Source organism: Micromonospora sp. NPDC048930, assembly GCF_043197935.1.
Taxonomy (GTDB): Bacteria; Actinomycetota; Actinomycetes; order Mycobacteriales; family Micromonosporaceae; genus Micromonospora.
The window spans coordinates 105,956-118,414 of record NZ_JBICUB010000015.1; the positions used below are offsets into that span (position 1 = coordinate 105,956).

Consider the following 12,459-nt stretch of genomic DNA (forward strand, 5'->3'; position numbering starts at 1 on the left):
CTTACGTGACGCGTCCAGGGGCCGGCATGGCCGCCGACATCGACGAGCAGCCGGCCGGTTACGAGCGGCTGCTCTCCGCCGAGCACGCCGGGGCCATCGCCCGGGTCGCGGCGGTGATCGCCGAGCGTCGGCCCCGCCACGTGGTGTTCACCGCCCGGGGCACCTCCGACCACGCGGCGCTCTACGCGGCCTACCTGACCGAGATCCGGCTCGGCCTGCCGGCCGGGCTCGCCTCGCCGAGCGCTGTCACGGTCTTCGGTGCCCGGCCCGACCTCTCCGAGGCCCTCGTCGTCGGGGTCAGCCAGAGCGGCGGCTCGCCCGACCTGGCCGAGGTGCTGCGGGTGGCCCGGGAGTCGGGCGCGCTCACCCTCGCGGTCACCAACAACCCGGACTCGCCGCTGGTGGCCACCGCCGAGCTGAGCATCGACATCGCCGCCGGCCACGAGCGGGCGGTCGCCGCCACCAAGACGTACACCGCCGAGCTGCTCGCGCTGCTGATGCTCGTCGAGGGGGTACGCGCCGGCGACGGGGCGCTGCCCGCCGAGGAACGGGCCGCCCTCGCCCGCCTGCCCGAGCTGGCCGAACGCACCCTGTCCGACGACACCCCGGCCCGGCTCGCCCCGCGCTACCGGTTCGCCGCCCAGCTCGTCACCACCGGCCGGGGGTACGCGTACCCGACGGCCCGCGAGGCGGCGCTGAAGCTGATGGAGACCTCGTACCTGCCGGCGCTCGCCTTCTCCGGGGCCGACCTGCTGCACGGCCCGCTCGCCATGACCGACCCGGACGTGCCGGTGCTGGCGGTGGTCGGCTCCGGCCCCGGCGGGACGTCGATGCGCGAGGTGCTGCCCCGGCTCGGCGAGCGCCGCGCCGACGTGGTGGTGGTCGGCTCCGCCGACGTCGAGGCGACCGCCCGGATGGCCGTCCCCGAGGTCGACGAGCGGTACGCCCCGCTGCTGGACATCCTCCCGCTGCAGCGGCTGGCCCTCGCCCTCGCCCTCGCGCGCGGCGAGGACCCGGACGCCCCGCGCGGGTTGAAGAAGGTCACGGCGACGATGTGAGGCCCGGCGTGGCACCCTGGTCAGCGTGTCCACCCTCCGTGACCTCGCCGAGGAGCACACCCAGCTCCGGCCGGCCGACATCGACCACCTGCACCGGATCGCCGGCGACTGGCAGCTCCTGTCCGACCTGTCCTTCGCCGACCTGCTGCTCTGGGTGCCCGTGGACGGGGACGGCACGTTCCTCTGCGTGGCCCAGGTCCGCCCGACGACCGCGCCGACCGCGTACCTCGACGACCAGGTCGGCCGGATCGTCGGCGGGCCGGAGGTGGCGCACCTGGAGGTCGCCCACCGGCAGGGCCGGATCTGGCGGGAGGGCGACCCGGTCTGGTACGGCGACGTGCCCGCCCGGCACGAGGCGATCCCGGTCCGGCTGCGTACCACCGAGGGGGAGGCCGGCGAGGTCATCGCGGTGGTCGGCCGGGACACCAACCTCTCCACCGCCCGGACGCCCAGCCAGCTCGAACTGAACTACCTGACCACCGCGGACGACCTGGCCCAGATGATCGCCGACGGCACCTTCCCGCCGCCCCGGCACCCGGGCGAGACCACCTCCGCGCCCCGGGTCGGCGACGGCCTGGTCCGGCTCGACGCCAACGGCCAGGTCACCTACGCCAGCCCGAACGCGCAGTCCGCGTACCGCCGGTTGGGCTACGCCTCCCACCTGGTGGGGGAGGATCTGGCCAAGCTGCACCGCCGGCTGGCCAGCGACCCGCTGGAGGGCACCGACGCGGGCAACGCCGTGCTGGCCGCGCTGCGCGGCGATTCCCCGCCCCGGCGGGAGATCGACGCCCGGGGCGCGACCATGCTCACCCGGGCACTGCCGCTGATGCCGGCGGGCGTGCCGATCGGCGCGCTGGTGCTGGTCCGCGACATCACCGAGGTACGCCGCCGGGACCGCGCCCTGATCACCAAGGACGCCACCATCCGGGAGATCCACCACCGGGTGAAGAACAACCTGCAGACCGTCGCCGCGCTGCTCCGCCTCCAGGCCCGGCGGGTCGCCATGCCCGAGGCCCGGGTCGCCCTGGAGGAGTCGGTACGCCGGGTCGCCTCGATCGCGCTGGTCCACGAGACGCTCTCCATGTCCAGCGACGAGGCGGTCGAGTTCGACGGCATCGTGGACCGGGTCGCCAGCGCGGCCACCGAGGTCGCGGCCACCGAGGTGTCGGTCGGCATGCGCCGGCAGGGCAGCTTCGGCGTACTGCCCGCCGAGATCGCCACCTCGCTGGTGATGATCCTCAACGAGCTGCTGCTCAACGCCGTCGAGCACGGCTTCCCGCCGGCCGGGGAGGAGGTCCCGGCCCCGCCCGGGGAGGCGGCGAAGCCCGAGGTGGTGGTCTCCGCGCACCGCTTCCGCAAGCAACTGCACGTCTCCGTCGCCGACAACGGGCGCGGCCTGCCCGAGCAGTTCGACGCCGAGCGGGGCGGCAACCTCGGCCTCCAGATCGTCCGCGCTCTGGTCACCGGGGAGCTGCGCGGCACCATCGAGCTGCGCAACGGGGCCGCCGGCGGCACCGAGGCCGTCCTGGTCGTCCCCCTGGCCCGCGCCACCACCCCCGACCGCCTCACCCCCTGACCCCACCCCGCACCGCGCCCACCCCCCACGCCCCGCGCTGATTCACGGAAAGAGTGGCTTCCCGGCGCGCCATGGCCACTGTTTCCGTGAATCAGTGCGTAGCGGGGCGGCGTGCGGAGGTCAGCGGGTGAGGAGGGCGACGGTGAGGCCGGGGCGGGGCCAGACCTGGCGGACGGTGAAGGAGTCGCGCAGGGCCACGCCCTTCGCGCCCGGGACGGCGGCGAGGGGGTCGGTCCGCCGGCCGGCGACCACCAGCCACACCCGCTGCACGCCGGCCAGGCACTCCGCCGGCCGCGCGCACTCGCCGGCCCAGAGGTCCGCGCGCTGCCGCTGGTCACGGACCACCAGCACGTCGCGGGGGCGGCGCGACCCCAGGTGGTACGCCGTCCCGAGGTCGAGGAAGAGCCAGCTCTGCCGGGGCGAGTAGACGATCGCGTCGCCCGGTTGCTGGTGCACGGCGATCACCCGGGCCACGCCGGCGTAGTCCACCGTGGCCGTGCGCGGCCACTCGTGGGTGCGGCGCAGCGCGGCCTGGTCGGGCAGGCCCAGCAGGCCGGCCAGGGTCACCACGGCGAGCGCCGGCACCAGCCGTACGCCGGCCAGCGCGGCCCCGGCCAGCAGGCAGGCGAACGGGACCGTGAAGACCAGGTAGCGATTCACCCAGAGCGGCACCCGCGTGCCGGCGGCGAAGAGCAGCAGCACCGGGAGCAGGACGGTGACCCCCGGCAGCAGCGCCCGCCGGCCGAGCCGTCCCGCGCCGAGCGCGGCGAGGCCGACCACCAGCCCGCCGACCACGCTGCTCTGCGCCACGCCGCCGGGGAGCGCCGCCAGGTCGGACAGGTGGGCGAGGTGCACCCAGTCGAGCTGCCGGGACCGCTGTCCCCGCGCCACCAGGACCAGCGGCGCGACCAGCAGGACGGTCGGCAGCAGGGCGAGCAGCCAGCGCCAGAGAAGCCCGGGACGGGGCCGGTCGTCCGCCACGTCGCGGACCCCGCCGGGCGAGCCCGTCGCAGCCCCGACCGCTTCCGGACCGACCTCTGCCGCCGGTCCGACAGGGGGTGCCGGCGGGGTCACCTCGCCCGCTTCTCCGCCGCGGTCGACGGGGAGGCCGGCGGCGCTCCGGCCGCGCCCGGCCACGAGCAGCACCACGAGCCCGTGCGCGGCGAACAGGGTGAGGGCGATCATGTGGGTCAGCCCGAGCAGGGCGGCGGCGACCGCGTACCCGGTCCAGCGCCGCCAGGTCGGCCGGCCCAGCGCGTCGACCAGCAGCAGGGTGGCGAGCACGGCGAGCAGGGTGGCGAGCGCGTACGGGCGGGCCTCCTGGCCGTACCGGGAGGTGCCGGGGAGGACCGCGAGGAGCAGGCCGGCGAGCAGCCCGACCCGGGCGCCGGCCAGCCGCTCGCCGAGCCGGGCGGTGAGCCCGGCGGCGGCGGCCATGGCCAACGCGGAGGGCAGCCGCAGCGCGGCCGGGGAGGTGCCGAGGAGCGCGGTCCAGCCGTGCATGAACAGGTAGTAGGGGCCGGTCGCGGCGTCGATGGTGCCGGCCAGCCGGACCAGGTCCCGGACCGGTCGGGTGGCGGCGCTCCAGGTGGCCAGCTCGTCCCGCCAGAGCTGGGCGTGCCCGATGCCGGCGAGGGTGATCACCAGGGTGAGCAGGGTCGGCGGCAGCCAGACCAGCCAGATCCGGCGGTCACCGGAAAGCCCGGAATCCGACGCTTTGCTCACGTTCCGCAGCGTCACACAGCGGCCCCGCCCGCCGGGCCGGTCCGGCGATTCCCGGGCTGGCCGACCCCGGGTTGCCGCATGTCGCGCCTTCGCGGCCGGCCGATGCCCCGCCTTGCCGCATCCCGCGGGCGCGGGCCGCCGGCCGGGTTGCGCACGTCGTGGCGGGTCGGCCCCTCGGGTTGCCGCATCTCGCGGGTTCGCGCCGCGTCGACGCCGCGGGTTGCCGCAAGCGGAGTCGATCATTGTCGATGCGGTGGGCCGGCCGCCCGTGATGTGGGATCACACACTCAGTCGTTGGCCGGGCGTCGCAGGCTGTGGGAGCATGTCAGCCATGACCGCCGCTGTCGTCCGCCGCTTCGTGGCCCGCCGCCACGTCGACTACGGCCGCGTGCGCAGCGCGATCTGTCCGGCCTACTGACGACGCCCGACCCATCCGTCTCGGGCGCGCTCACGCGCCGGCCGTCACCGACACCGCCGTCCACGGCCCTTGCACCAGGGCCGGCCGCCGCGTCCGCGCTCCCAGGCACTGCAGACAACGGAGGACGCCGCGATGGCGGTCAGCAGCACCCCCACCCGCCCCGAGACGCCGCCCGCCGCGCGGGCACCCCGCCGGCCCCGTGGTGAGGGGCAGTGGGCGCTCGGGCACCGCGAGCCGCTCAACGGCAACGAGCGGATCAAGAAGGACGACGACCCGCTGAACGTCCGGGCCCGGATCGAGAACATCTACGCGCACCGGGGCTTCGCCTCCATCGACCCGCAGGACCTGCGCGGCCGGTTCCGCTGGTGGGGCCTCTACACCCAGCGCAGGGCCGGCATCGACGGCGGCCGTACGGCGGTGCTGGAGCCGCACGAGCTGGAGGACGAGTTCTTCATGCTCCGGGTCCGGGTCGACGGCGGTGAGCTGAGCCTGGCCCAGCTCCGGGTCATCGCCGACATCTCCCGCGAGTTCGCCCGGGACACCGCCGACATCACCGACCGGCAGAACATCCAGTTCCACTGGATCCGGGTCGAGGACGTGCCGGAGATCTGGCGCCGGCTGGAGGAGGTCGGCCTGCAGACCACCGAGGCGTGCGGCGACTGCCCCCGGGTCGTGCTGGGCAGCCCGGTCGCCGGCGTGGCCCGGGACGAGGTGCTCGACCCGACCCCGGCGCTCGACGAGATCGTCCGCCGGTACGTCGGCGACAAGCGGTTCTCCAACCTGCCCCGCAAGTTCAAGACCTCGATCTCCTGGCTGGTCGACACCCCGTACGAGGCGAACGACATCGCCTTCCTCGGCGTCGAGCACCCGGAGCACGGCCCCGGCTTCGACCTGTGGGTCGGCGGCGGCCTCTCCACCAACCCGATGCTGGCCAAGCGCCTCGGCGTCTGGGTGCCGCTGGCGGAGGTGCCGGACGTCTGGGCGGGCGTGGTCGGCATCTTCCGGGACTACGGCTACCGCCGGCTGCGCAACCGGGCCCGGCTGAAGTACCTGGTCGCGGACTGGGGCGTGGAGAAGTTCCGCGAGGTGCTGGAGAAGGAGTACCTGGGCCGGACGCTGCTCGACGGTCCGGCCGCGGACCTGCCGGAGAAGCCGATCGACCACATCGGCGTGCACCGGCAGCGGGACGGCCGCAACTACGTCGGGGCCGCCCCGGTGGTGGGGCGGGTCTCCGGGCCGCAGCTGGCCCGGCTCGCCGAGGTGGTCGAGGCGCACGGCAGCGACCGGGTGCGGCTCACCCCGTACCAGAAGCTGCTGGTGCTGGACGTGGCGCCGGAGCGGACCGACTCGCTGGTGGCGGAGCTGCGCGCGATCGGCCTGGAGGCCCGGCCCTCGGCCTGGCGGCGCGGCACCATGGCCTGCACCGGCATCGAGTACTGCAAGCTCGCGATCGTCGAGACCAAGCGGCGCGGCGAGGAGCTGGTGGCCCGGCTGGAGGAGCGGCTGCGCGACTTCGACGCCGACATCTCCATCCACCTCAACGGCTGCCCGAACGCCTGCGCCCGGACGCAGGTCGCCGACATCGGCCTCAAGGGCCAGCTCGTGGTGGGGCCGGACGGCCGCCAGGTGGAGGGCTTCCAGGTGCACCTGGGCGGCGGCCTCGGCATGGCGCAGGGGCAGACCGCCGGCTTCGGCCGCAAGCTGCGCGGCCTGAAGACCACCGCCGAGGAGCTTCCGGAGTACGTGGAACGACTGGCCCGCCGCTACCTGGCCGGCCGGACCGAGGGCGAGACCTTCGCCAACTGGGTGATCAGGGTCGACGAGGAGGAGCTCCGATGAGTGACACCCGTTCCGTGCCGCTGTACTGCCCGTACTGCGGGGAAGAGGACCTGCGGCCGAGCGAGGCCGGGCACGGCGCCTGGGAGTGCCACGCGTGCGCCCGGGTGTTCAGCGTGAAGTTCACCGGTCTGCTGTCCCGGGCGGTGGCCCGATGAGCGGCGGGCTGCTCTCCGCCGCCGGGCTGGGCCTGGTCGGGCTGGGCGGCCCGCCCCCCGCCGACCCGGCCCGGCGCGACCCGGAGGAGCTGCGCGCGCTGGCCGAGCAGGCCGGCCGGGAACTGGAGGGCGCTCCCGCGCTGGAGATCGCCCGCTGGGCCGCCGAGACCTTCGGCGACCGGTTCTGCGTGACCAGCTCGATGGCCGACGGCGTGCTGGCGCACCTGGTCTCCCGGGTCGCGCCCGGCGTCGACGTGGTGTTCCTGGACACCGGGCTGCACTTCCCGGAGACGCTCAAGGTCCGGGACGAGGTGGCCCGGCGGTTGCCGGTGAACGTGCGCTCGATCCGGCCCCGGCTGACCGTCGGGCAGCAGGACGGCCAGTACGGTCCCCGCCTGTTCAGCCGCTCCCCGGACGACTGCTGCCAGCTGCGCAAGGTGGAGCCGCTGGAGCGGGCGCTGACCGGGTACGACGCCTGGGCCGCCGGGCTGCGCCGGGACGAGTCACCGACCCGGGCCAACACCCCGGTGGTGGCCTTCGACGCCCGGCGCGGCAAGGTCAAGGTGAACCCGATCGCCGCCTGGACCCAGCGGGACGTGGACGCCTACATCGCCCGCCACGACATCCCGGTGAACGAGCTGTTCGGCCGGGGCTACGGCTCGATCGGCTGCTGGCCCTGCACCCGCCGCACCAAGGCGGGGGAGGACCCGCGGGCGGGCCGCTGGGCCATGTTCGAGAAGACCGAGTGCGGCCTGCACACCTGACGGCCGGCCACGCGGCGGCACCGGTGGTGCTGGTCGCGCACGGCAGTCGTGACCCACGGGCGGCCGAGGCGACCCGGGCGCTGGCCCGGGCCGTGGCGGCCGCCCGCCCGGGCGCGCCGGTGCTGCCGAGCTGGCTGGACCACACCGCGCCGGGACCGGCCGCCGTGCTGCGCGAGCTGGCCGCCGCCGGTCACTCCCGGGCGGTGCTGGTGCCGCTGCTGCTGACCGCCGCGTACCACCGGAAGGTCGACATCCCGGCCGCCGTGGCCGCCGCGCGGGAGGCGGGCGCGCCGATCGACGTGCGGGTCGCCGAGGTGCTCGGCCCGGCCGACGGGGAGGTGGACCCGAAGCTACTGGCGGGGCTGCGCCGCCGGCTCGCCGAGGCGCGTCCCGACGGGTACGACGGCCTGGTGCTGGCCGCCGCCGGCACCCGGGACGCCCGGGCGCGTGGCTCGGTGGGCCGGGTCGCGGCGGCGCTCGGCGCGGATCTCGGCGTGCCCTGCCGCGTGTCGTACGCCTCGGCGGCGCCCCCGGCGGCCGGCGCCGCGGTGGCGAAGCTGCGCGCCGGCGGGGCGCACCGGGTGGCGGTGGCCGCCTACTTCCTCGCGCCGGGCCTGTTCCACGACGGCGTGGTCGCGGCGGCGGGGGAGGCCGGTGCGGTGGCGGTCGCCGACCCGCTCACCGACCTGCCGGAACTCGCCGATCTGGTGCTGCGGCGGGTCGACGCCGCCACCGCCGACTGGGTGCCGCTGTGACGGGCGTCGCCGCCCCTCCGATGATCAGGAAGGACGGCGACGGGGTATCCGGGAATCATGGGGTCCGGGCAGCAGAACGCCCCGGCGGGTGACCCGGCCGGGGCGTGTCGCTGTGTGGTGCGATCAGGCGGAGTGAGCGCGCAGCACCCGGAGACCGCCGCGGCGCTTGACCGCGCGGCGCTCCTCCTCGCTCATCCCGCCCCAGACGCCGGCGTCCTGACCGGACTCCAGCGCCCACTGCAGGCACTGGTCGGTCACCGGGCAGCGCCGGCAGACGGCCTTGGCCTGCTCCACCTGCAGGAGGGCCGGACCGGACGTCCCGATCGGGAAGAACAGCTCCGGGTCCTCGTCGCGGCAGACGGCATCGTGGCGCCAGTCCATGGCGGCAACACTCCTCATTCTTAAGTGGGTGGCCAGATAACGCTTCGTTGCTTTTCCTATATGCATCCGCATTGCCGATCGGTGACGGTCAGCATCCGTCAATTCGGCGCTGCGTGAGCAGGCTGCGGGCCCCAGGACCTGCTGGAACAGCTCAACCTGCCGAGCATATCCAGGCAATGTCCCGGTAACACAAGTTCGCTTGTGAATACTTTCACGAACTACGGCGATGTCAAGGGTGCCGCTCGGAAAAACTCCGAACAGTGAGCGGGCTCACCACCCTTTTGTCCGGGTTTCAGAGCGCTCTGGTTACCCGGCGTACCACTGTCGCGGATCAATATAGTAGAGTCTGCGTGACATTGCTGACATTTCCGGCACCTTCCTTCGGCGTGGCGTGCCCCCGCGAGAGTGCGGTGGATCACGGCGTCAACCGACGGCAGTACCCGAGACCTAGCAGATTACTCTCAGTGCGGCCGGAATGGATGTGAATCTGACTTTCTCCCGCTCGCCCAGGTAGTCCCCGTCGAGCTGGAACGCCTGCGGACGGGCCGAGAGCAGCGTGAACTCCGCGACGTCGTGCAGCCGGAGCACCTGCTTCCCGTGCGGATCGGGAGTGCGGGAGAAGAACTGGGTGACCGTCCGTGCGGTGCTCGCCACCTTAAGCTGCCGCATCGCCAGCACGTCCAACCCGAGGTCGAACGACGCCTCCGGGTTGGGGTTGATCTCCCGCTCGCCCAGGTACGTCCACGGCGCGGTGTTCTGGATGATGACCGTGGCCAGCTCCGCCTCGGCGGCCTCGCCCGGCCGTTCCAGCGTGATGGTGGGGTGCCGCCGGTCCGAGCCGAGGAAGTACTGCGCCGCCGTGGAGCGGAAGTAGAGCGCCGGTGTGGACACCCGGCCGCGCTTGCGGGCCTGCTCCACCCGGCGGATGACGGCCGCGTCGATGCCGAAGCCGGCGCAGAAGGTGAAGTAGCGCTCGTCCGCCCGGCCCAGGCCGATGGTGCGCGACCGGCCCAGCCGCAGCCCCTCCAGGATCATGCTGGTCCCGTCCGGCCACTCCCGGGGCAGCCCGAGCGCGCGGGCGAAGACGTTGGTCGAGCCGCCCGGCACGGTGGCCAGCGCCGGCAGCCGCTCCGCCGGGGTGTCCCCGGTGCGGAAGGTCGGGGGCTCGGCGGCCATCAGGCCGTTCACCACCTCGTTGACCGTGCCGTCGCCGCCCAGCGAGACCACCAGGTCGACGCCCTCCTCGGCGGCCTCCCGCGCCAGGTCCATGGCGTGGCCCCGCCGGCGGGTGTACCGCACCGACAGGTCGACTTCGCTGCGCAGCGCCCGGACCAGGACGTCCCGGCTGCGCTCGCTGGTGGTGGTGGCCTTCGGATTGACCACCAGGACGGCCCGCATGGGCGGCACTGTACCGCGACTACTCACGGGTATCGTGTCGCGCGTGACGATCGACTCCGACCCGCTCCCCGCCACGCTCCGCTGGGCGGTACGCCTGCTGCGTGCCGAGGCGGTGGCGCTCGGCCTGATCGCGGTGTGGCTGATCTGGTCCGACCTGACCGCGCCCACCCACGATCTGACCTCGGCGTTGCTCGTGACGGCGTTCGCGGTCGCCGGAGCGGCGGCGCTCTGGGGCCTCGGTGGCGCGCTGGCCCGGCGCCGGGCCGGCGGCCGGGCCCCGGCCATCGTGCTCCAGCTCATGCTGCTGCCGGTCGGCTGGTACATGATCCAGGGCGGCCTGGGCTGGCTGGGGCTGCCGCTGATGGTGCTCGGCCTGGCGGTGACCGGCCTGCTGGTGAGCACACCGAGCAACCGCGCCCTCGGCTTCCACTGACCCTGCTGGTCCGTGGTCGGCCTGGCGACGGGTCAGTAGCCGGACGCGCGGCGGGTGAGCAGCGAGATGGTGGCGCGGCCGTCGGCGGCCCGGGCGGCAGCCGTGGTGGTCAGCGCGGTGAGCACCTTCCAGGCGAAGGACGACTCGGAGGGGAGCGTCGCGCCACGGACGGTCGGTACGGTCACCTCGACCGTGAGCGCGTCCTCGGTCACCGCGAACCGGCACTCCAGTTCGGCCTTGGGGGTGGCGATGGCGAGCAGCATCGCGCAGGCCTCGTCGACCGCGATGCGCAGGTCCTCGATCTCGTCGAGGGCGAACTGGAGCCGGGCCGCGAGGCCGGCCGTGGCGGTGCGGAGCACGCCCAGGTAACCGCCGTCGGCGGGCACGGTGAGGTGCACGACGTCGTCGTCCGTCGTCGGCTGGCCGGTCAGTTGAGTCACGCCTCATCCCCCCGGTGCGGGACTCTACCCGGTCAGGCGGGCGGGTGGGTGGGCGCGGCCGTGACCTGGGCGGCGAGCTCGTGCAGCGCCGTGCCGGTGAGCCGGTACGGCGTCCACTCGTCCATCGGGGTGGCGCCGATGGCGGCGTAGAAGCGTGCCGCCGGGTTCCAGTTGATCATCCACCAGTCCAGCCGCCGGTAGCCGCGCTCGACGCAGATCGCGGCGAGGGTGGCGAGCAGCCGGCGGCCCGCCCCGGTGCCCCGGGCGGCCGGGCGGACGTACAGGTCCTCCAGGTAGATGCCGTGGACGCCTTCCCAGGTGGAGAAGTTGAGGAACCAGAGGGCGAAGCCGAGCGGCTCGTCCGCCGCGTCCACCGCGACGTGCCCGAAGAGCGCCGGCTGCGGACTCCGACCACTCCAGCTCGGCGCGTCTGACGCCGCGCCGCGACCTGGAGCAGTCGCGAAGAGCGCGGCGGTGAGCTGCTCCTCGGTGAGGTGGCACTGCTCGGGGGCCTTCTCGTACTCGGCGAGTTCGTGCACCATCGCGACGACGGCCGGCACGTCCTCGGGACGCGCCGGCCGGATCGTCGGTGCCTGATCGGTCAGGCTCACGCCTGCTTGGTCTCCCAGAAGATCTTCGAGATCTCGTCGATCTTCTGCAGCAGCTGGTCGGCGATGGCCGGGTCGGTCGCGCCCTTGGCGCCGGCGGAGCCCGCGAGCTTGGTGGTCTCGTTGAAGAGCTGGTGCAGGTGCGGGTACTTCTCGAAGTGCTGCGGCTTGAAGTAGTCGGTCCAGAGCACCCAGAGGTGGTGCTTGACCAGCTCGGCGCGCTGCTCCTTGATGATGATCGCCCGGGTGCGGTACTCGGGGTCGGTGTTCGACTGGTACTTCTCGCAGATCATTTTGACCGACTCGGCCTCGATCCGGGCCTGCGCCGGGTCGTACACGCCGCACGGAAGGTCGCAGTGGGCGCTGGCGGTCACACGGGGCGTGAGGATGCGAGGAAGGCGCATCAGGGTCCTCCATGGGATGTTTGCGATGATCCGAGACGACATTACTCCTGGACATGCTCCCCGGCGGGCGGGAGGTGAAACCCGATGCGTGCCAACGAGCACACCCGGCCGGTATTGCGCGGGCCGCTGACGCCCGTGCTGGTCACCGGCCCCTCCATGGTCCCGACGCTGCGGCACGGTGACGCGGTGCTGGTGCGTGTCGGGGGGCGGCCGGTGCGCCCGGGGGACGTGGTGCTGGCGGTCTTCCGCAGCCGTCCCGACCTGCTCGTGGTCAAGCGCGCGGTCCGTCCCGAGGACGGCGGCTGGTGGTTACGCGGCGACAACGACCTGGTCACCGACGACTCCCGGGCGTACGGGGTGGCCGACGTCCGGGGCCGGGTGGTGGCCCGGTACTGGCCCCTTCCGCGGCGGATCAGGGGTGGTACGCGTCAAAGGCGGATATGACCCCGATCACATCCCAGTGCGGGCAGCCTGACTATGCTCGGAAAGTGCCCGGGTGACCCCC

14 protein-coding genes are annotated in these 12,459 nt (G+C 74.0%); 8 read left to right on the forward strand and 6 right to left on the reverse strand.

The window, feature by feature from the left end; translation table 11 throughout:
* Nucleotides 1-26: 26 nt before the first annotated feature.
* Nucleotides 27-1,058, forward strand: a complete 1,032-nt coding sequence (locus ACGFI9_RS30165; protein ID WP_393183374.1) for an SIS domain-containing protein — start codon at nt 27-29, stop codon at nt 1,056-1,058.
* Between the two features lie 25 nt (nt 1,059-1,083).
* Nucleotides 1,084-2,634 (forward strand): sensor histidine kinase, encoded by a 1,551-nt coding sequence (locus ACGFI9_RS30170; RefSeq protein WP_393183282.1) that lies wholly within the window; start codon nt 1,084-1,086, stop codon nt 2,632-2,634.
* A gap of 120 nt (nt 2,635-2,754) precedes the next feature.
* Here ACGFI9_RS30170 and ACGFI9_RS30175 read toward each other — a convergent pair whose 3' ends face one another.
* Nucleotides 2,755-4,359 carry a glycosyltransferase family 39 protein gene (locus ACGFI9_RS30175; RefSeq protein ID WP_393183283.1) on the reverse strand — a complete coding sequence of 535 codons (1,605 nt, stop codon included), beginning with the start codon at nt 4,357-4,359 and terminating at the stop codon, nt 2,755-2,757.
* A 550-nt stretch (nt 4,360-4,909) separates the two neighbouring features.
* On the opposite strand from ACGFI9_RS30175, the gene ACGFI9_RS30180 reads away from it, so the two are divergent.
* Genes ACGFI9_RS30180 through ACGFI9_RS30195 form a run of 4 tightly spaced genes read left to right on the forward strand, consistent with a single transcriptional unit; the run spans nt 4,910 to nt 8,290 of the window.
* The gene (locus ACGFI9_RS30180) at nt 4,910-6,616 is read left to right on the forward strand and encodes a nitrite/sulfite reductase (RefSeq protein WP_393183285.1); all 1,707 of its coding nucleotides are present in this window, start codon (nt 4,910-4,912) and stop codon (nt 6,614-6,616) included.
* Nucleotides 6,613-6,771 (forward strand): hypothetical protein, encoded by a 159-nt coding sequence (locus tag ACGFI9_RS30185; protein ID WP_393183287.1) that lies wholly within the window; start codon nt 6,613-6,615, stop codon nt 6,769-6,771. Before ACGFI9_RS30180 ends, ACGFI9_RS30185 begins: the two co-directional genes overlap by 4 nt.
* The gene (locus tag ACGFI9_RS30190; protein WP_393183288.1) at nt 6,768-7,535 is read left to right on the forward strand and encodes a phosphoadenylyl-sulfate reductase; all 768 of its coding nucleotides are present in this window, start codon (nt 6,768-6,770) and stop codon (nt 7,533-7,535) included. The genes ACGFI9_RS30185 and ACGFI9_RS30190 overlap by 4 nt, the downstream gene beginning before the upstream one ends.
* Nucleotides 7,517-8,290, forward strand: a complete 774-nt coding sequence (locus ACGFI9_RS30195) for a sirohydrochlorin chelatase (protein ID WP_393183290.1) — start codon at nt 7,517-7,519, stop codon at nt 8,288-8,290. Before ACGFI9_RS30190 ends, ACGFI9_RS30195 begins: the two co-directional genes overlap by 19 nt.
* A 123-nt stretch (nt 8,291-8,413) precedes the next feature.
* Here the strand turns inward: ACGFI9_RS30195 and ACGFI9_RS30200 are convergent, their stop codons facing one another.
* Together ACGFI9_RS30200 and ACGFI9_RS30205 are read right to left on the reverse strand one after the other, a co-directional pair.
* Nucleotides 8,414-8,671: a WhiB family transcriptional regulator gene (locus ACGFI9_RS30200; protein WP_073834718.1), complete on the reverse strand. Its 258-nt coding sequence runs from the start codon at nt 8,669-8,671 to the stop codon at nt 8,414-8,416.
* 447 nt (nt 8,672-9,118) lie between these two features.
* Nucleotides 9,119-10,069 carry a diacylglycerol/lipid kinase family protein gene (locus ACGFI9_RS30205; protein ID WP_393183291.1) on the reverse strand — a complete coding sequence of 317 codons (951 nt, stop codon included), beginning with the start codon at nt 10,067-10,069 and terminating at the stop codon, nt 9,119-9,121.
* On the opposite strand from ACGFI9_RS30205, the gene ACGFI9_RS30210 reads away from it, so the two are divergent.
* Complete coding sequence (locus ACGFI9_RS30210) at nt 10,068-10,502, forward strand: hypothetical protein (protein ID WP_393183293.1); 435 nt, start codon at nt 10,068-10,070, stop codon at nt 10,500-10,502. The two genes, ACGFI9_RS30205 and ACGFI9_RS30210, sit on opposite strands and share 2 nt — an antisense overlap.
* Nucleotides 10,503-10,534: 32 nt before the next feature.
* On the opposite strand, the gene ACGFI9_RS30215 is transcribed toward ACGFI9_RS30210, so the two are convergent.
* The 3 genes from ACGFI9_RS30215 to sodN all read right to left on the reverse strand — a co-directional run bounded on the left by ACGFI9_RS30215 (nt 10,535) and on the right by sodN (nt 11,954).
* Nucleotides 10,535-10,942 (reverse strand): anti-sigma regulatory factor, encoded by a 408-nt coding sequence (locus ACGFI9_RS30215; protein WP_393183295.1) that lies wholly within the window; start codon nt 10,940-10,942, stop codon nt 10,535-10,537.
* A gap of 32 nt (nt 10,943-10,974) precedes the next feature.
* Entirely contained in the window at nt 10,975-11,484 is a 510-nt protein-coding gene (locus ACGFI9_RS30220) for a GNAT family N-acetyltransferase (protein ID WP_393183376.1), read from the reverse strand.
* Between the two features lie 65 nt (nt 11,485-11,549).
* The gene (gene sodN / locus ACGFI9_RS30225) at nt 11,550-11,954 is read right to left on the reverse strand and encodes a superoxide dismutase, Ni (RefSeq protein WP_355635326.1); all 405 of its coding nucleotides are present in this window, start codon (nt 11,952-11,954) and stop codon (nt 11,550-11,552) included.
* An 84-nt stretch (nt 11,955-12,038) separates the two neighbouring features.
* Between sodN and ACGFI9_RS30230 the strand changes: the two genes are divergently transcribed.
* A complete protein-coding gene (locus ACGFI9_RS30230; protein WP_393183297.1) occupies nt 12,039-12,398 on the forward strand; it encodes a S24/S26 family peptidase in 360 nt (119 codons plus the stop codon).
* Nucleotides 12,399-12,459 lie beyond the last annotated feature (61 nt).

Bases quoted from the DNA above. Each gene is read 5' to 3' on its own strand.
- ACGFI9_RS30165 (WP_393183374.1), top strand. From the start codon at position 27: ATGGCCGCCGACATCGACGAGCAGCCGGCCGGTTACGAGCGGCTGCTC.
- ACGFI9_RS30180 (WP_393183285.1), top strand. From the start codon at position 4,910: ATGGCGGTCAGCAGCACCCCCACCCGCCCCGAGACGCCGCCCGCCGCG.
- ACGFI9_RS30185 (WP_393183287.1), top strand. From the start codon at position 6,613: ATGAGTGACACCCGTTCCGTGCCGCTGTACTGCCCGTACTGCGGGGAA.
- ACGFI9_RS30190 (WP_393183288.1), top strand. From the start codon at position 6,768: ATGAGCGGCGGGCTGCTCTCCGCCGCCGGGCTGGGCCTGGTCGGGCTG.
- ACGFI9_RS30200 (WP_073834718.1), bottom strand. From the start codon at position 8,671: ATGGACTGGCGCCACGATGCCGTCTGCCGCGACGAGGACCCGGAGCTG.
- ACGFI9_RS30210 (WP_393183293.1), top strand. From the start codon at position 10,068: ATGGGCGGCACTGTACCGCGACTACTCACGGGTATCGTGTCGCGCGTG.
- ACGFI9_RS30205 (WP_393183291.1), bottom strand. From the start codon at position 10,069: ATGCGGGCCGTCCTGGTGGTCAATCCGAAGGCCACCACCACCAGCGAG.
- ACGFI9_RS30220 (WP_393183376.1), bottom strand. From the start codon at position 11,484: ATGGTGCACGAACTCGCCGAGTACGAGAAGGCCCCCGAGCAGTGCCAC.
- sodN (WP_355635326.1), bottom strand. From the start codon at position 11,954: ATGCGCCTTCCTCGCATCCTCACGCCCCGTGTGACCGCCAGCGCCCAC.
- ACGFI9_RS30230 (WP_393183297.1), top strand. From the start codon at position 12,039: ATGCGTGCCAACGAGCACACCCGGCCGGTATTGCGCGGGCCGCTGACG.